Below are 17,943 nucleotides of genomic sequence, written 5' to 3'. Positions count from 1 at the left end.
GTCATTGAAGGTATTTTTGTGACTGGTGATTTTGTAGCATAGTTACATGCTTCAAACTATTTAAAGCATGTAACTCTTACAAAATTATTGTGCTCTGAAAGTAGAGGTAACGCTTCGCGCTTCTCGTCTTGCATCAGGATCCGATGGCATTGGGTAGGGAGCAGATGCCTGAATTGCAGCTTTAATACTTGCATCCAATGCATCATCTCCACTTGACCGTGTAATAACAATCGAGCTAACACTACCTGAGTCAGACAGGGTAAATCTAACGCTAACAGTTTTACCACTGCTTCCTGTAGGAACATCCCAAGCACGACGAATTTTCTGCTCAAAATCACGTTTAGCCGAAGATGCAATTTTTTTAGCTTCACCTTTTTTCTGGGCAGCTTCTTCTTGAGCTTTTTTAGCAGATGCAGCTTTTTCTTCGGCCTCAATTTCGGCTTTACGTCTAGCATCTTCTGCTGCTTTTTGTTGTTTGGCTTTTGCATCAGCCTCAGCTTTACGTTTAGCGTCTTCTGCTGCTTTTTGCTGTTTAGCTTTCGCATCAGCCTCAGCTTTACGTTTAGCATCTTCAGCCGCTTTTTGCTGTTTAGATTTCGCATCAGCCTCAGCTTTACGCTTAGCATCTTCAGCTGCTTTTTGCTGCTTGGCTTTTGCATCAGCCTCAGCTTTACGTTTAGCGTCTTCTGCTGCTTTTTGCTGTTTAGCTTTCGCATCGGCCTCGGCTTTACGTTTCGCGTTATCAGCTGCTTGTTGCTTAGCCTTAGCATCTGATTCAGCTTTACGTTTGGCGTCTTCGGCAGCTTTTTGCTGTTTGGCTTTAGCATCTGCTTCGGCTTTTCGTTTAGCTTCTTGTTGTGCTTGAAGTTTAGCGTTTTCAGCTTTTTGAGCTTCACGTTTTAGTCTTGCTTCAGTCTCAGCTTTACGTTTAGCTTCCTCAGTTGCTTTTTGTCTAGCTTTCGCATCGGCCTCAGCTTTTGCATTTTGTTCGGCTTTTCGTTTTTGTTCAGCTTCAGCTCTCGCTTTAGCCTCCGCTTGACGCTTAGCTTCAGCCTGTTGCTTTTGTGCTTCCTCTAAACGTTGTTGCTCTGCAGCTTGCTTTACTTTAGCAGCTTCTTCAGCTTTACGCTTTTCCTCAGCTAATTTTGCTTGTTGTGCCTGCTCAGCTTTTTGCTTTTGAGCAGCAAGTTGTTGTGCTGTTGGAGGAGGAGGGGCGGCTGGAAGATTTTGAGGAAGAGTTTCATCCACAATCGGGCTTAGAACTTCTTCAGCCTGATTTTCTGCTACGGTTGGTTGCTCAACTTCTTTTGCCAAAGGTGGTGGTAAATCTTCTGGTTTAACTAAAACAGTGGTCAGCTTTTTTGGTTGTTCAGGTGGTTTACTCAAGCCTAAAAAAAGCAAGCCAACAATGGCAATTGCATGAACTCCAAGGGTGAAGCTCAATGCTATTGCATTTTGTTTAAAAGGAGGCTTTTGATTTTTATTCATAGCTTATTTTAAAGGCTCTGTCAGAAGGCCAACTTGAGTTAAACCTGCTTCTTGTAAACTTGCCATCAATGATACGACTTCTCCATAAGGGCGAGTCTTATCACCATTCACTAAAACTGTAAGTTGTTTATTTTCCTGCTCAGCTTGTTTTTGTGCTTCACTTAAAACAGACTCAAGTTTTTCAAGAGAAAGTGGCTCATTATCTTTGTAATCTTCATATTGAAGGTAAATATTGCCATCTTTACCAATCGTGACCATGGCTGGCATATCTTTTGATTCAATTGGATGGTTATTTGCCTGAGGTAAATCGACTTTAATACCACTGGTAATCATGGGAGCAGTCACCATGAAAATCACTAAAAGTACCAGCATTACATCGATATAAGGCACGACGTTCATGTCACTTTTTAATGGTTTTTTTATGCGCTCAAAGCGCCCTGAACGTTGAATGGCCATTATGCATCTTCCTGTGACGAACCCACAGATTGACGTTGCAATAAAGCAATCATCTCTTCGGCGAATAATGCACGATCAGAGTAGACACTTTCGCTTTTAGCCGTAAAGTGGTTAAAAGCCAATACCGCAGGAATTGCAGCAAATAGACCAATTGCAGTTGCAATAAGCGCCTCGGCAATACCTGGCGCAACTGTCGCTAACGTCACTTGGTCAACAGCAGCCAAACCAATAAAAGCATTCATGATTCCCCAAACAGTACCGAATAAACCGATATATGGGGCAACCGAACCGATACTTGCTAAAGTACCTAAACCATATTCCAGACTACCCTGATCACGACTTAAACCGACACGTAAAATACGTTCTGTTCCTTCGATCATTTGTGAGGTAGGAGCTTGGCGTTTTTTGAGTTTAAAAAACTCACTTAATCCTTGATAAAAGATATCTTCAAGGCCTGAGCGTTTTGAATTGAGTTGTGCGTTGTTGTAAAGCGTATTGAGTTCAGCACCAGACCAGAACATTTTTTGGAAATGTTCATCATCTTGGCGTGCTTTTTTATAACTCATATGTAACTTGGCAATCAGGTACCAACTAAAAATTGATGCTAACAATAAAATCAGCATGACCAACTGGACGACTGGACTTGCTTGTAAAATAAGGTCAGAAATATGCAGGGTTGATTCAATGTTTGTTGCCATAGTTACATATGCCGGTTGTTTTTTTAGTCTTGTTCCAATTCTTTACGAATAAGATCACGTATTTCTTCCGGAAGACGACGTGGCATTAGATCTTTACTTAAACATGCCAACTCAACCTCACCAGAAGCAAGCAAGATTTCACCACGATAAATATTTTGTTGCAACACAAATGACGCAGCTTTACATGAAACTACACGTGCTGTAACAGTAATTAAGTCATCCATTAAAATAGGACGCATATATTTTACGTCAATTTTATATACTACAAAGTTGTAGTCTTTTTGATGCCAGTAATGGTCAACGCCAGCAGCGCGGAGCCATTCTGTACGGGTACGTTCCATATAGCGAATGTGGTTGGCATGGTAAACAATACCACCTGCGTCCGTATCTTCAATATAAACACGAATGTTGAATTCAAAATGATTCGCCATGAGAGTATTCCGTTTTAGTTCACTATAGAGCTTTATATTTAAAATATGACTGTTGAATAAAATATCAGTTCTATCCAAAGCCATACATCTGCTTTTAAATACGGGGCAGTTTAGCAGATTGCATACTAAGTCCTATGGCACAACCTTTCAATCGCGACTGCTGTCTTTCTTCTTTAAAACGGAACACTCTATGGTGAGCATATTGTTAAGTTAAGACTGTTTCCATGCAGCCTGAACTTGTTTAGCGATATTCGGATAGTCTAAGACGAATCTTATATGTAGCTCGGTTCCTGTCTTTAAGGCCTTATCATCTACTATAAAAGAAGGGTTATGATTCGGTGCAGCTTGGCTTAAGTCTTGATTTTCAGGTGTTGCTCCTAAGAAAACAAAGAAAGAGGGCATTAATTTCCCATAATAGGCAAAATCTTCACTTGCACTTGCATTATGGTCCAAAACATGAAGATTCGAATCTCCAACAGTTTTGGCTAATGTTGGCTGGATAAGTTGAGTAAGAGCTTTATTATTCATGGTTACTGGAGCATAAGGCGCAATTTCAACTTTTGCTGTTACCTCATTAGCTTGAGCGTTATGTTCCACCAGAGCTGGTAAGCTCTTTAGGATATTTTCTCGGATCTGTTCGTTATTGGATCGAATAGTACCGATCATATTGACCTGTTCAGGAATCACATTTCCAGCTGTACCGCCTTGAATATTGCCAATACTAATAACGCCCATACCTTGGGTTAAGTCGGTTCTTCGGCTAATAAGACTTTGTAAATTATTAATCATTTGAGCTGATGCATAAATTGGATCTCTGCCTAACCAAGGGGTTGAGCCATGAACCTGTTTGCCGTTAACTTGAATCCGTAAGTGATCGGCACTGTTTAAAATAGCACCCTCTTTATAATATAGATGTCCGCTTTTCATGCCAGACATGACATGCATGCCAAAAATGGCTTCTGGTTTGTAGTCTTTAAATGCACCATCCGCAATCATTTTTCTTGAGCCGATTTGATCACCATGCGTGAAGTTATCGATATCTGCTCCACCTTCTTCAGCGGGCTGAAATACAAAAATTACAGTGCCTAATATTTTATCTTTATTGGCCGCCAATATCTTTGCTGCACCTAATAACATTGCAGTGTGCGCATCGTGTCCACAAGCATGCATCACATAAGTTTCTTTACCTTGATAAATTGCCTTTTGTTTACTGGCAAATGGCACACCACTTTTTTCTTCCATAGGTAGCGCATCCATATCTGCTCTAAGCGCAATAATAGGGCCAGGGTTACTCCCTTTTAAAATGCCGATTATCCCTGTTTTTGCATAACCTGTTTTGACTTGAATGCCATAAGACTTTAATTCTTTTTGAACCAATGCAGATGTTTTAAATTCCATATTGCCTAGTTCAGGGTACTCATGGATGTGTTGTCTTAATTGAATGACCTGATTTTCATTTTGTTGTGTAGCATCTTTTACCCAATCCGCTAGGCTCAATTGACTTATTAGGGCAAGTGGAAAAATTAAAGCAGCTTTTTTGTACATATCCTTATCCTAAAAATATTATTGTTCAGAAGATTTAATATCTAGATTTCTTATAATTCAGTTTTTAAAAATATTAAAAAATCAATAAGGTATAAAGAAAGACTTAAAAGGTATAGAGTGGCTAATTTATTGATAAGACAATTTTTATTTGAGTTAAAAAGAATAGTTAAATGAAAAAAGGAAGAGAAAATTCTCTTCCTTTGATTAGTTTTTAGGCTCAGGTGGCGTCATGCCAAACTGCAAATAAGATTGGTTGGTTGCAATGCGACCTCGTGCAGTACGCATAACATAACCTTGCTGAATTAAATAAGGTTCAATAACATCTTCAAGTGTTCCGCTATCTTCAGCCATAGCAGCTGCAAGGGCTTCAACACCAGCAGGTCCACCATCAAAACGTTCTAACAACATACTTAAATAACGTCGGTCTAAGGTATCTAAACCAGCTTTATCTACATTAAGCATATCAAGCGCACGTTGTGCCATTTCATGGTTAACTTCGCCTGTACCTTTTACTTGTGCATAGTCACGTACACGGCGTAATAAACGATTGGCAATACGCGGTGTTCCGCGTGAACGGCGTGCAACTTCTTCTGCACCCTCAACTGTAATGGGTACATCCATGAGGTTTGCAGATCGTGAGACGATGTGAGTTAAGTCTTCTACAGAATAGAATTCAAGACGTTGCACAATACCGAAACGGTCACGTAGAGGCGAGGTGAGTAAGCCGGCACGTGTGGTCGCAGCAACGAGCGTAAAAGGTGGTAAATCGAGTTTAATTGAACGAGCAGCAGGGCCTTCACCAATCATGATATCGAGTTGGTAATCTTCCATTGCCGGATACAGAATTTCTTCAATTACTGGTGAAAGACGGTGAATTTCATCAATAAATAAAACATCGCCTTCTTCAAGGTTAGTCAGCATTGCAGCCAAATCACCCGCACGCTCTAAAACAGGCCCTGAAGTGGATTTGAGATTGCCACCCATTTCACGCGCAATAATATTGGCAAGCGTGGTTTTTCCTAAGCCCGGTGGACCGAAAATCAGTGTGTGATCGAGTGCTTCACCACGACCACGAGCCGCACCGATGAAAATTTCCATTTGCTCGCGTACGACTGGTTGCCCGATATAATCGGCAAGTGAAGTCGGTCGAATAGCCCGATCAAAATGATCTTCAGGTTTTTCTGTTCCACTGATTAGACGGTCTTGCATAGGTGTGTTTACTTCATCATTGATTTAAGTGCAGCACGAATAATATCGGCTGATTCAGTGTAATCGGCTTTAACCGCCGCAACAGCTTTTTGTGCCTCAAGAGGTTTATAACCTAGTGACTGTAAGGCTGCTTCTGCTTCTGCAACAGGTGAGTTCGAAACAAATTGAATCTGAGGCAGGGCCGCCGCGCTAGAAGTTCCTTGTGCCAAAGTTTTAAAACGGTCACGAAGTTCAATCATTAAACGTTCAGCTGTTTTTTTGCCTACACCCGGAACTTTAACCAAAGTATTCACATCGTCATGTTCAATTGTGTGTACCAGCAATTCAACACTTAACGTAGAAAGAATACCTAGTGCCATTTTCGGGCCAACACCATTTACTTTTAGTAAGGTGCGGAAAATAGTTTTCTCTTGAGCATCACTAAAACCATAAAGCTGCTGAGCATCTTCACGGACGACCAAATGCGTCCATAGCGTAACTTTCTGGCCTTTTTGTAATTGGCAAAATGTTGAAAGCGGTGTATCAATTTCATAGCCCACACCATTTACATTCAGTAAGACAGTTGGGGCTTCTAGGGCAAACACTTCGCCAATTAAACATCCGATCATAGCGTAATTTCACTTATTCATAACTGTAAATCTGGTCGTTTTAAATGTATTAAAACGACACTAGCTGTATTTCTTTCTATATTAAGGCAGCTTAAAACAAGCCGATTTTATTACCTTGTAGCTCTTGAGCCAAGCTATAAGCCTGATGATCTGAAAACTTACTGATAATATCGAGTACCTGCATGATATTGCTGTAGTGGTTATTACTAAAGCGAGCACCGTACAAATTAAGAATAGACATCAAGCGCTGTTCTTTAAAGCTTAAAGATTTATGCGGCATCGTTAAGGGAACAAATGCATCAAGAATAGTTTGCAAACTTTGGTGAGCAATAATTTCTAAACCAGACTTTTGTGGGTGTTCGAAGATTTTTTCACGTGCCAGATTTTTGGCTGTTTCAATACCTGCCGCAATATCAGGCGAACAGTACTGTAAAAGACTACCTTTGAGCTGACCAGTAATAATTTCATAATGATGTTTGGCAAAAGCTGTAGTGACTTCATCAACCAGACGCTTCATAACACGACCACGCAATGCCGAAATTTTTTGTTGCCATGTACTGCTTGGAAGTGATAGCTCTTCAGGTTGACCATAATCAGCAATCAAGTTCAGAAAAATCGGTTCAACCTCTTGGTAATTCAGCATATTTAGAATAATACCATCTTCTAAATCGATGAGGGCATAGCAAATATCATCGGCAGCTTCTAACAAATAGGTAAGTGGATGACGGCAGTAGTGATATTCACCTAATTGAATAAGTCCGAGCTGCTCAGCAATTTGTTTTAAAATTTCTTTTTCAGACTGATAACAACCAAATTTCGCTCGTTGGTGTGATGGACGATCACCTTGAGAAGCTATTGTTTTTGAAAGCCAAGGATATTTTAAATAAGCGCCTAAGGTTGCGTAAGTTAAACGCATGCCTCCATCATCAGGATGATAGTCAATACGGGTTAAGAGGCGTAATCCTTGGGCGTTGCCTTCAAACTGACGGACATCGGCTTCTTCTTCGGGAGTTAACTTTTTTAAAAAATCATTATGTGAGGCATCGTCAAACCATTCACGAATTGCATATTCACCTGCATGACCGAAGGGTGGGTTACCAATGTCATGAGCAAGGCAGGCCGCTTGAATAATTGCACCGACATCGGCAGGAGAAATCCAGACAGGCAATTCATCTTTAATTTTTTCGGCTGCCAGCATGCCCATAGAACGGCCAATACAGGAAACTTCAAGCGAGTGAGTTAAACGGGTATGAATGCCATCATGCTGTGCTAAAGGATGAACTTGAGTCTTGCGGTTTAACTGACGAAAACTTTGTGAAAATATAATGCGGTCATAATCTTTATGAAATGGGCTTCGAGCCAGCTCTGTACTGCTTTTTTTACTACCTAAACGAACTGCAGATAGCAGTTCTAACCAACGCATTTGTTCCATTTATCATTATTCAAAACTATAAAGCCTGATCATGCCAAAAAAATGCTAAAAGCACTAGCTTGGTGCGACATAGTTTGTCTTAGTTCAGGTTTTATTATGTTATTGAATAAACATGAAACAATTTATTTTGAGCGAGAATGATTAAAAAAATGATTTTGAACAAAAAACACATCACTTCTTGCAGAATTAGGTTACAGAATACTGATTCTACATCTAGCTGATTTTAGCAAGACACAGTAGAATATGCGCTCTCTCTAAAGTCACATTGCGGTAAGGTTCACAAGACCTGCCCGTGGAGCCAAAATCAACATGTTTATCGTGGCCGGTGCAGCAGCACATTCTTCTTTTAAGAAAGCTCAACTATTAACACGTTTATCGTCAATTAGTTCTGTTCAATCTTTTGACAGCCAATGGGTCTATTTGTTTGATCAAGCGCTCAACGAGCAGCAACATCAATCTGCTTTGCAATTATTAAATGACGGTGAGTCTTTTGAACTTCGTCAACCTGCAAGTGATGAGATTCAGATTTTAGTAACACCACGTGTGGGTACGATTTCACCTTGGTCATCTAAAGCGACTGACATTTTCAAAAACTGTAATACTCCAGTTCACCGTTTAGAACGTGGTCTTTTATTTACCTTAAAAGGTGTTTCTGAAATTTCTAATGAAGTAAAACAAGTACTTCATGACCGTATGACTGAAACTGTTTTTGCACAAATTGAAGATGCAAAAGCACTGTTTTCAGAAACAGCACCAAAACCTTTAAATTCAATTGATATTTTAGGTCAAGGTAAAGAAGCATTAGTAAAAGCCAACAACGAATTTGGTTTTGCGTTATCTGAACAAGAAATTGATTATTTAACTGAAGCATTTACTCGACTTGGTCGCAACCCAAATGACATCGAGTTGATGATGTTTGCACAAGCAAACTCTGAACACTGTCGTCATAAAATCTTCGGTTCTGAATGGACAATTGATGGTGAAAAACAACCATTATCATTGTTCCAAATGATTAAAAACACTTATAAAGAATCTCCAACTGACGTGTTATCGGCATATAAAGATAACGCATCTGTAATTGTTGGTTATGACACGATGCGTTTTTATCCGAAAGCAGATGAAAACGGTCATTTTGTTTACAAATATAAGAGCCAAGCTGCTCACATTTTAATGAAGGTTGAAACTCACAACCACCCAACAGCAATTTCTCCATTTGCTGGCGCAGCAACAGGTTCAGGCGGTGAAATCCGTGATGAAGGTGCAACTGGTCGTGGTGGTAAACCGAAAGCAGGTTTAACAGGCTTTACAGTTTCTAACTTAAATATTCCTGGTTTTGAACAACCTTGGGAAGAAAACTACGGTAAACCTTCACGTATGGCATCGCCATTACAAATTATGATTGAAGGTCCATTAGGTGGCGCGGCATTTAACAATGAATTCGGCCGTCCTGCATTAAATGGCTATTTCCGTACTTTCGAACAAAACGTAAATGGTGAAGTGAAGGGCTTCCATAAGCCAATCATGATCGCGGGTGGTTACGGCAACATTCGTCCTGACCATGTAGAAAAAGATGCGATTCAACCGGGTGACTTGCTCATTGTATTGGGTGGCCCTGCGATGTTAATCGGTCTTGGTGGTGGCGCAGCCTCTTCTGTAGACAGCGGTACAATGGGTGAAAGCCTTGATTTCGCATCTGTACAACGTGAAAACCCAGAAATGGAACGCCGTTGTCAGGAAGTGATTGATACTTGCTGGCGTTTAGAAGACTTTAACCCAATCGTGTCTATTCATGACGTAGGTGCTGGTGGTTTATCAAATGCAATGCCTGAGCTTGTAAACGATCATGAGTTAGGTGCAGTTCTTAACCTTCGTAAGATTCCTTCATTAGAGCCGGGCATGAGCCCAATGGAAATCTGGTCAAATGAAGCACAAGAGCGTTATGTTCTTGCAATTCGTCCAGAGTCTTTAGAACAGTTCGAATCAATCTGTGCTCGTGAACGTTGTCCATTTGCCGTGTTAGGTGAAGCAACTGAAGCTCGTCACTTAACTGTTGAAGATCCATTGTTCCAAAACAACGCAGTTGATATCCCAATGCAAGTGATGCTTGGTGGTACACCGCGTATGCAACGTTCTTATGAAACAATTGAACGTAAAGGCAACGAATTTGACGCTTCAAAAGTTGATTTGAAAGATGCGATTTTCCGTGTATTGAAAAATCCTACAGTTGCGTCTAAATCATTCTTGATCACCATTGGTGACCGTTCAATTACAGGTATGGTTGCACGTGACCAAATGGTTGGTCGTTGGCAGATTCCTGTTGCAGATGCAGCAGTAACGACTACCAGCCTACAAGGCTTCACTGGTGAAGCAATGGCAATGGGTGAACGTCCACCAGTTGCATTGTTAAATCCAGCAGCGTCTGCTCGCTTGGCAGTTGCTGAAGCAATTACCAATATTGCATGTGCAAACATTGAACAAATTAGCGATATCAAACTTTCTGCAAACTGGATGGCTGCTGCTGGTCAAAAAGGTGAAGACCAAGCATTGTTTGAAGGTGTAAAAGCGATTGGTATGGAAATGTGTCCTGCTTTGGGAATTGCGATTCCTGTAGGTAAAGACTCACTTTCAATGCGTACGACTTGGAATGATAACGGTGAAGATAAAGCTGTAACATCTCCAATGACTGGTGTAATTACTGCATTTGCTCCAGTAGCTGATGTTCGTAAGACTTTAACACCTGAACTTAAGAATTTAGAAGACTCAGTACTTGTCCGTATTGATTTATCTAAAGGACAATTCCGTTTAGGTGGTTCGATTCTTGCGCAAGTATATAAAGCAATTGGTTCAGTCACTCCAGATGTTGATAGTTTTGATGATTTCAAAGCGTTCTTTGCTTTAATTCAAGACTGGAATAACCGTGGCTTGATTCAGGCTTACCATGACATCGGTGATGGTGGTTTACTCGCAACTGTAGCTGAAATGATGTTCGCTTCGCGTTTAGGTGTGGCATTAGAAAACCAAACTACTGCTGGTTTATTTGCAGAAGAAATTGGTGCCGTGGTTCAAATCAAAGGAGCTGATTGGGAGGCTTTACAAGCAGAAGTAGCTGGTTCTAGCTTAAAAGATGCAATTGCAGTAGTTGGTCGTGTAAATAATACTGATCAATTATCTGTAAATGGCTTAACTTTAGAGCGTGCAGAGTTACAACAGGCTTGGTCTGAAGTATCTCATCAGATCCAACGTTTACGTGATAACGTTGAAACTGCTGACCAAGAATTTGCTTTAATTACTGATAAATCACATCAAGGTTTGATTGCTAAACCTACATTTGATTTAAATGAACCTATCGAAGCACCGTTTATTAATAGCCGTCGTCCGAATATGGCAATCTTGCGTGAGCAGGGTGTAAATGGTCATATTGAAATGGCTGCAGCTTTCGATAAAGTTGGCTTTAACACAATTGACGTACACATGAGCGACTTACTTGCTGGTCGTGTGAGCCTAAGTGATTTCGAAGGTTTAGTGACTTGTGGCGGTTTCTCTTACGGTGACGTAATGGGTGCAGGCGGTGGCTGGGCAAAATCAGTTCTGTTCAATGCGAAGTTACGTGATCAGTTTGAGCAATTCTTCCATCGTGAAGGTACGTTTAGTTTAGGTATCTGTAATGGTTGCCAAATGTTGTCACAATTAGCGCCGCTTATTCCGGGTGCTGAACACTGGCCACGTTTCCACCGCAATATGTCAGAAGTTTTTGAAGCACGTAGCGTAAACGTTCGTGTTGAAAAATCAGTTTCTGTATTACTTGATGGTATGGAAGGTTCAATTTTACCGATTGCTGTAGCACATGGTGAAGGCCGTGCAGTTGCTAGCGAAGCTGATATTGCAAGCTTAAATGCAGCGAATCAGGTTGCATTGCGTTATGTTGACAGCCATGGTAACCCGACTCAACATTATCCATTGAACCCGAACGGTTCGCCGGAAGCGATTACTGGTGTAACATCTAAAGATGGTCGTGCAACGATTATGATGCCGCACCCTGAGCGTACTTTCCGTGCTATCCAGCATTCTTGGAAACCAGAAGAGTGGACTGAAGACGGTGCTTGGTTACGTATGTTCCGTAACGCACGTAAGTTTATTGGTTAATATAAAAATTGAAATAAGCCACCGTAAGGTGGCTTATTTGTATGTAGTACAATGTGAATAGAATAAATAGTAGAGAAGAAAAATGAAGTCAAGAATCCATTTCCGTGAGTTTGCACTTTTGATGGCATTACTCATGTCTATCGTGTCTTTTTCGATAGATGCGGTGTTGCCTGCTTTAGGTGAGGTTGGACGAGTTTTTGAATTAAAGAATAATAATCAGACCCAGTGGGTCATTATTGGTATTTTCTCCGGCATGACAATAGGTCAGTTGATTGCAGGTCCACTTTCCGATGCGATTGGACGAAAACGTATTTTATTTACCGGTATTATCATCTACTTTTTGGGAAGTTTATTGTGCTTTACCACACAAAGCTTTGAATGGTTTTTAGTAGGTCGCTTTATTCAAGGTATTGGGGTTTCAGGTCCTTATGTCGCCTCAATTTCCATTGTGCGAGATAAATACAGCGGCGCTCAAATGGCCCGTATTATGTCCTTAATCATGATGGTATTTATGGTCGCTCCAGCGATTGCACCAAGTCTGGGACAACTCATTATTCACTTCTTTGGTTGGCGTGATATTTTTGTTTTATACATGATCTATGCAACTGTCGTTGGAGCGTGGGTCGCTTTACGATTAGAAGAGACGTTACTTCCTGAAAATCGTTTACCTATGCGTTTACAAGCATTTCAAGATGGGTTCAAAGAAGTTGTAAGTAATAAAACCACCATGAGCTATTTGTTATGTGCAGGCTTTTGCTTTGGTGGATTTATTGGTTACTTAGGTACTTCTCAGCAAATTTTTATGCAGCAGTTTGGTAAAACAGGGCAAGAGTTTAGTGCTTATTTTGCTGTGCTTGCTGGTGTAATGGGCATTGCTTCATTTACCAATTCTAAAATTGTCATGAAGTTTGGTATGCGTCCAATCTGTATTTATGGCTTTCTCGGTCTGTGCTTAATTTCATTAATTTTCTTAGGGATTCAACTTATAGGTGTGACTGTAGCATTTTGGATGTTTATGCTTTATGCCTGTATTTTATTTTTATTATTTGGAACTTTATTTGGTAATTTAAACGCGATTGCAATGGAACCTATGGGACATGTAGCTGGTATGGCATCAGCTATTATTGGTGCAGCTTCGTCCGTATTGTCACTTATTCTTGCCTCTATTATTGGGCAATTATATAACGGCACACTAATTCCAATGACTTGCGGTTTTGTCATTTTATGTGGTTTAGCATTTATGATGACCGTATATGAGAACAGATATTTAAAGAAATCGAATGTTTAAAATGATCCAGAATTATGATAGCTCACTGAATTAGAAAAATTTTCTTTAAACTTAAAGTAAAGGTAAGAAAATACGTTTTTTAAGGACTTTAAGAAAATCTATAAGAGTATAGACATAAGTATATTTAACCCCTTATGCTTGGATTGCTGTTGGTTCAATTTTTGCTTTCTCTGTAACAACGATAAAAATCGGAGATCAAAATGATGAAAAACAAAAATCACATAAGAACGATGTACACAAGAGATAAAGGTTGGCGCTTATTTGGCTTGGCGCTTGCCCTACAAATACTTTTTATTGGAGCAAATTATTTAGCAATGATGAGCTGACTTTGATTTGGAGTCTTCTTAAAGGGTATGATTTAAAGCAAATTACTAGTTTTGAGTCATTCTATTCATGTTAAAGCTGATTTATTACGTACCAGAGTCACATCTTGAGTCGACTAAACAGTCTATATTTGCGGCCGGAGCAGGTGGGATAGGGAACTATGAACAATGTGCTTGGCAAGTTAAAGGGGTAGGGCAATTCAAGCCAGTTAAAGGAGCTGACCCTTATATTGGAGAGCTAGGTGAACTTGAACAAGTTGACGAATGGCGTGTTGAAACGATTGTGCTTGAAGAAAAGGCAAGTGCAGTGGCAAAAGCATTAAAGGCAAGCCATCCTTACGAAGAGCCTGCCTTTGAGTTTATTCAAATCATAGAAGTTGATTTTTAATTAAACTGTGAAAAGTCCGGTTTACGTTTTTGCATAAATGCCTGCACAGCTTCTAGCATTTCTGGTGATTGAACGCGTTGCATAAAGATTTCTGCTTCATGGTCAATACATTCAATAATCTGATCTAAATCATGTTTCATTAATGCTTTGGTTTGTTTTAATGAAGCAAGCGGTAAAGCTGTTAAGTGTTGGGCAGTTGCCTGAGCAGTGGCATAAGCATCTTCAACGATTTCATTAACTAAACCAGCTTGTACAGCAGTTTCTGCATTGAACTTTTTGGCAGTAAACAGAAGTTCAGCTGCTTTGTGATAACCAGCTTGTTTAACCAATAATTGACTTGCACCACCTTCAGGAGAAAGCCCAAGGCTAACAAAAGGAATTTGAAAGAGGGCCGTATTGTCGGCAAAAACGAGGTCTGCCTGTAATAAAATCGTAACACCAATACCAATTGCCACGCCTTTTACTGCAATAATAAGCGGCTTCGATAATCTGGCAGCAGATTTAAGGAGTACAAATGGAGGAACTTGACCTGCTGGACCAGCATTCGGATTTTGTACAAAACCCATAAAATCTTTCATGTCATTACCAGCGGTAAAGTCATGTTCGGCACCACGTAGAACGACTACTCGTACATCTTTATTTTGGTCGGCTTCATCAAGTGCTTTGGCAATCCATAAGTAAAGTTCGCCATATAATGCATTTTTTGCTTCTGGGCGATTTATGGCTAAGGTGAGTACGCCACCTTCTAAATTTGCTTGTAAATGTTGATGAGGTTGTTGAATACAGCTAAGTGTCATCGTACTATCCTTGCTTTAAACCACGTTGTTGATTTTTAGGTTCTCATTATGGCGCATATTTTTTGTAATGAGCGTAACTGGTGAGTTCATAAAAAGTGAAAAACTAATTATGTATACATTTGACTATCTCGTTTTTATAGGTCGTTTTCAGCCATTTCATTTGGCACATATGCAAACGATTGAAATTGCATTACAACAAAGTCGCTATGTGATTTTGGCTTTAGGTTCTGCCCAAATGGAACGTAATATAAAAAATCCGTTTCTTGCAATTGAACGAGAACAAATGATTTTATCTAATTTTTCATTAGATGAGCAAAAGCGCATTCGTTTTGTACATGTGGTTGATGTTTATAATGATGAGAAGTGGGTAAAACAGGTTAAATCATTAGTAAATGGTGTAATAGAACCGAACTCAAAAGTTGGTTTGATTGGCCACTTCAAAGATGAGTCATCTTATTATTTACGACTATTTCCAGAATGGGTGATGGTCGAACTTGATAGCTTGAAAGATTCGATTTCTGCCACTCCAATGCGTGAAGCCTACTATCAGGGCAAAATTAAAACGGATGCATTTCCCAAAGGCACCATTCAATTTTTGGAAGAATTCCAAAATACACCGTTATATTTACAGCTACAGCAAAAGTTTTTACAGGCAGACCATTCAAATATTGAGGAAACCGTGTCGTCTCATAAAGAATGATTCGATCTAACTAAAGAATCTCTGGTTTTTAAAAGTAGATTGAATTTTTTGATGCTTTTTTGAGTCTACTTTAAAAACCTGCAAATTGTTGTGTCCAATAGCTTCTTTGTTTAGCAGACTGGTCAGAAGCACATGCAATGGCATATTCGGTATATCTAGGGTTCATGATATTACTGCAATGCAGAGGACTGGCGATCCATTTAGCCATGACCTCATTTAAAGTTTTTTGTCCACTGGCGACATTCTCACCATTGGCTTTACTCAGCATATGATATTTTTTTAATCTCGCTCTTAAATCTAAACCTGTTGAGCCAACATGCCCAAGAAAGTTGTTATTTGCCATATCTTTAGAGTGAGCATTTGCACCTTGATATAAATTATTATTCCAGCTTAAAGGTTTAGCTGCAGAAAAATACTGCTGACCACATTGACGAGGATGTTGTCGAATTTCATTAATTGCATTAAGCACAGCTTGTCGGTAAGCAGGATTTTGTAAATCTTGGCAGCTTATTTCTATCGATGATTTTTGAACTTGTGGTGTAGAAGAGCTCAGTGTAGGAGGAGTGCTTGATGAATTAACGGAGCAGGCAGCAATAACAAGGCTACAAGGCAATAAAGTACAAACTTTTAGTAGATTCATAGCAATGCCTGAGTTCGAGTTATTTTAATATTTTTATCATACGCCAAATTAAAATAGCTGAGCAATTTATGTGCGTGTAAAAAAAGCGAGTATTCAACTCGCTTTTTTGTTACTCAAGCTTATTAAGCTGTTTGTAATGCTTTTAAATCTTCTAAAACCTGTTCAGCATGGCCGGCCGCTTTTACCTTACGGTAACTTTTAACTAAGGTTTTATTATGGAAAATAAAAGTAGAGCGTTCGATCCCCATTACTTTTTTCCCATACATATTCTTTTCTTTAATCACATCAAAGTGTTTGCAAAGTACTTCTTCTTTGTCACTAATTAAATCGATTGTTAGTGCCTGCTTTTCTGTAAAGTTTTGGTGGGCTTTTACCGAGTCGCGTGATACTCCAAAAATACGAGCACCTAAAGCATCAAATTGATCTTTTAAACAAGAAAAGCCGACAGCTTGTGTTGTACAGCCTGGCGTTGAGTCTTTAGGGTAGAAGTAAATAATCAGCCATTCATTATCGACTTCAGCCAAATTAACTTCGCCGTGTGTGGTTGGGAAAACCTGATTTGGCAGTTGAATATTCTCAGACATTTCTTATCCTTTAAAAGTTAAATTTGATCTAATTCAAGTGGTAAAAAAGCATATTCTTCATGATAAACAATATCGAGCTTTCTTACAGGAATAGCTTTGTTAAAAATTGGACCATCAATCACAGTGGTATGAAATTCACCGCCTTCTCCACATGGATCAATTCCACGGTTTTCAAGTTCCTGTATATATTCTAACGATAACACTTGACCTAAATCTTCCACCTTCATTCCGAGTTTAAGGTTTACAGTCACAACTACACTCTGAAATCCAAGTTGAATAAATTCTTCAACAACTTCACGATGGGGCCGTAGCCAGAGCGGCATTCCTAATTTAAGGCCCACTGTTTGAGTAACACGATCATGCCAACAACCATGTTCCGGCATATCTAAATCACCTGTAACCAGTACCTCAGCACCTTTTTGTTTGGCTTCATTTAGTAAGTTGATGAATTTATTTTCATAGTCATTCCAGCTAGAAGATGCCATAAATACAGGTAAGCCAATTGCTTGTGCTTGCGCCCGAATAATATCAAGTGGCATTGCATGTGAACGGGAGCGTTGTCCTTGCTCTTCTAGCATAACGATTAAACCAATTACGTTACCAGTTTGCATGGCATGATAAAGTGCAAGAGAGCTATCTTTACCTCCACTAAAGGAGACAATTGACGGTCTGTTATGTGCGTTAGTTTTCCATTGTTCTTGCATGACTTATTTCGAATGAAGAGATCGGTGTCATTTTAACAGAGCTATAAAAAAGCCTGCATAAATGCAGGCTTAATTTGGAGCAACAAAAGCTTATTTTTTAGGAGCTTGTTGTTGAGCTGCTTTCATTGCTTCTTCAGTTAATTTCTCAAGCTTAGTTGTTAACTGAGGACCGAAACATGCTTTAAGGTCACGGTTTTGCTGTTGTACAAAAGCTAAAGAGCTTGGGCTTTTCTTCGCATTGATTGTGCTTTGAATTTCCCATTTTTGTGCTTCAGTCACTTTACCTTGCGCTTCAACTTGGCAGCTACAGAATTTGCTTACTTCAGCTGAACTTAATTTACCGCCTTTTGCAGTTTGGTCTTTACAAACGTTGATTAATGCACCTTTAACGTTAGTGCTTTTATATGCTGCTTGAACTGGGTTTTCAGCTGCTTGAGCTGAACCAGCCATAAGTGCAGCTGCTGAGAATAAAGATGAAAGAATAAGATTTGATTTTAACAACTTCATAA

The 17,943-nt window shown here is 39.6% G+C and carries 18 protein-coding genes; 5 read left to right on the top strand and 13 right to left on the bottom strand.

From position 1 onward, the window contains the following. Window positions 1-84: 84 nt before the first annotated feature. From tolA to EGT34_RS06530, 8 genes are all read right to left on the bottom strand, one after another. The gene (tolA, locus tag EGT34_RS06565; RefSeq protein ID WP_001039152.1) at window positions 85-1,488 is read right to left on the bottom strand and encodes a cell envelope integrity protein TolA; all 1,404 of its coding nucleotides are present in this window, start codon (window positions 1,486-1,488) and stop codon (window positions 85-87) included. A gap of 3 nt (window positions 1,489-1,491) precedes the next feature. Further along, the gene (gene tolR, locus EGT34_RS06560) at window positions 1,492-1,944 is read right to left on the bottom strand and encodes a protein TolR (protein ID WP_001007562.1); all 453 of its coding nucleotides are present in this window, start codon (window positions 1,942-1,944) and stop codon (window positions 1,492-1,494) included. After that, window positions 1,944-2,642, bottom strand: a complete 699-nt coding sequence (gene tolQ, locus EGT34_RS06555) for a protein TolQ (protein ID WP_000224630.1) — start codon at window positions 2,640-2,642, stop codon at window positions 1,944-1,946. Before tolQ ends, tolR begins: the two co-directional genes overlap by 1 nt. A gap of 23 nt (window positions 2,643-2,665) precedes the next feature. Next, window positions 2,666-3,073 carry a tol-pal system-associated acyl-CoA thioesterase gene (gene ybgC / locus EGT34_RS06550; RefSeq protein WP_001273591.1) on the bottom strand — a complete coding sequence of 136 codons (408 nt, stop codon included), beginning with the start codon at window positions 3,071-3,073 and terminating at the stop codon, window positions 2,666-2,668. A gap of 210 nt (window positions 3,074-3,283) precedes the next feature. Then, window positions 3,284-4,618 (bottom strand): M20 family metallopeptidase, encoded by a 1,335-nt coding sequence (locus EGT34_RS06545; RefSeq protein ID WP_000276833.1) that lies wholly within the window; start codon window positions 4,616-4,618, stop codon window positions 3,284-3,286. 204 nt (window positions 4,619-4,822) lie between these two features. Next, window positions 4,823-5,827: a Holliday junction branch migration DNA helicase RuvB gene (gene ruvB / locus EGT34_RS06540; protein ID WP_001154002.1), complete on the bottom strand. Its 1,005-nt coding sequence runs from the start codon at window positions 5,825-5,827 to the stop codon at window positions 4,823-4,825. 8 nt (window positions 5,828-5,835) lie between these two features. Continuing rightward, window positions 5,836-6,435 carry a Holliday junction branch migration protein RuvA gene (ruvA, locus tag EGT34_RS06535; protein WP_000578663.1) on the bottom strand — a complete coding sequence of 200 codons (600 nt, stop codon included), beginning with the start codon at window positions 6,433-6,435 and terminating at the stop codon, window positions 5,836-5,838. Between the two features lie 91 nt (window positions 6,436-6,526). Next, complete coding sequence (locus EGT34_RS06530; protein ID WP_000437078.1) at window positions 6,527-7,867, bottom strand: deoxyguanosinetriphosphate triphosphohydrolase; 1,341 nt, start codon at window positions 7,865-7,867, stop codon at window positions 6,527-6,529. A gap of 309 nt (window positions 7,868-8,176) precedes the next feature. Between EGT34_RS06530 and purL the strand changes: the two genes are divergently transcribed. The 4 genes from purL (at window position 8,177) to EGT34_RS06515 (ending at window position 14,009) form a co-directional block, all read left to right on the top strand. After that, complete coding sequence (gene purL / locus EGT34_RS06525) at window positions 8,177-12,010, top strand: phosphoribosylformylglycinamidine synthase (protein WP_024437347.1); 3,834 nt, start codon at window positions 8,177-8,179, stop codon at window positions 12,008-12,010. An 82-nt stretch (window positions 12,011-12,092) separates the two neighbouring features. Beyond that, window positions 12,093-13,298 (top strand): multidrug effflux MFS transporter, encoded by a 1,206-nt coding sequence (locus EGT34_RS06520; RefSeq protein WP_024437346.1) that lies wholly within the window; start codon window positions 12,093-12,095, stop codon window positions 13,296-13,298. Between the two features lie 200 nt (window positions 13,299-13,498). Beyond that, complete coding sequence (locus EGT34_RS21440) at window positions 13,499-13,624, top strand: KGW motif small protein (RefSeq protein ID WP_000977277.1); 126 nt, start codon at window positions 13,499-13,501, stop codon at window positions 13,622-13,624. 67 nt (window positions 13,625-13,691) lie between these two features. Beyond that, window positions 13,692-14,009, top strand: a complete 318-nt coding sequence (locus EGT34_RS06515) for an NIF3-like protein 1 (protein WP_000916030.1) — start codon at window positions 13,692-13,694, stop codon at window positions 14,007-14,009. Here EGT34_RS06515 and EGT34_RS06510 read toward each other — a convergent pair. After that, window positions 14,006-14,806, bottom strand: a complete 801-nt coding sequence (locus tag EGT34_RS06510; RefSeq protein WP_000175549.1) for an enoyl-CoA hydratase-related protein — start codon at window positions 14,804-14,806, stop codon at window positions 14,006-14,008. The genes EGT34_RS06515 and EGT34_RS06510 overlap by 4 nt on opposite strands. 109 nt (window positions 14,807-14,915) lie before the next feature. Here EGT34_RS06510 and EGT34_RS06505 point away from each other — a divergent pair, with 109 nt between their 5' ends. Continuing rightward, window positions 14,916-15,506: a nicotinate-nicotinamide nucleotide adenylyltransferase gene (locus EGT34_RS06505; protein WP_001991184.1), complete on the top strand. Its 591-nt coding sequence runs from the start codon at window positions 14,916-14,918 to the stop codon at window positions 15,504-15,506. Between the two features lie 70 nt (window positions 15,507-15,576). Here the strand turns inward: EGT34_RS06505 and EGT34_RS06500 are convergent, their stop codons facing one another. The 4 genes from EGT34_RS06500 to EGT34_RS06485 form a co-directional block, all read right to left on the bottom strand. Then, window positions 15,577-16,146 carry a CAP domain-containing protein gene (locus EGT34_RS06500; protein ID WP_001050700.1) on the bottom strand — a complete coding sequence of 190 codons (570 nt, stop codon included), beginning with the start codon at window positions 16,144-16,146 and terminating at the stop codon, window positions 15,577-15,579. A 122-nt stretch (window positions 16,147-16,268) separates the two neighbouring features. After that, window positions 16,269-16,730 carry a peroxiredoxin gene (locus EGT34_RS06495; protein WP_001293529.1) on the bottom strand — a complete coding sequence of 154 codons (462 nt, stop codon included), beginning with the start codon at window positions 16,728-16,730 and terminating at the stop codon, window positions 16,269-16,271. Between the two features lie 17 nt (window positions 16,731-16,747). Next, entirely contained in the window at window positions 16,748-17,434 is a 687-nt protein-coding gene (locus EGT34_RS06490) for a diphthine--ammonia ligase (RefSeq protein WP_001157855.1), read from the bottom strand. A gap of 90 nt (window positions 17,435-17,524) precedes the next feature. Beyond that, window positions 17,525-17,941, bottom strand: a complete 417-nt coding sequence (locus tag EGT34_RS06485; protein ID WP_000771346.1) for a hypothetical protein — start codon at window positions 17,939-17,941, stop codon at window positions 17,525-17,527. Window positions 17,942-17,943 lie beyond the last annotated feature (2 nt).

The organism is Acinetobacter sp. FDAARGOS_558, from assembly GCF_003937785.1.
Lineage (GTDB): Bacteria > Pseudomonadota > Gammaproteobacteria > Pseudomonadales > Moraxellaceae > Acinetobacter > Acinetobacter baumannii.
The sequence above is the reverse complement of the archived record's forward strand: the minus strand, read 5'-3'. Positions and strand labels throughout refer to the sequence as shown.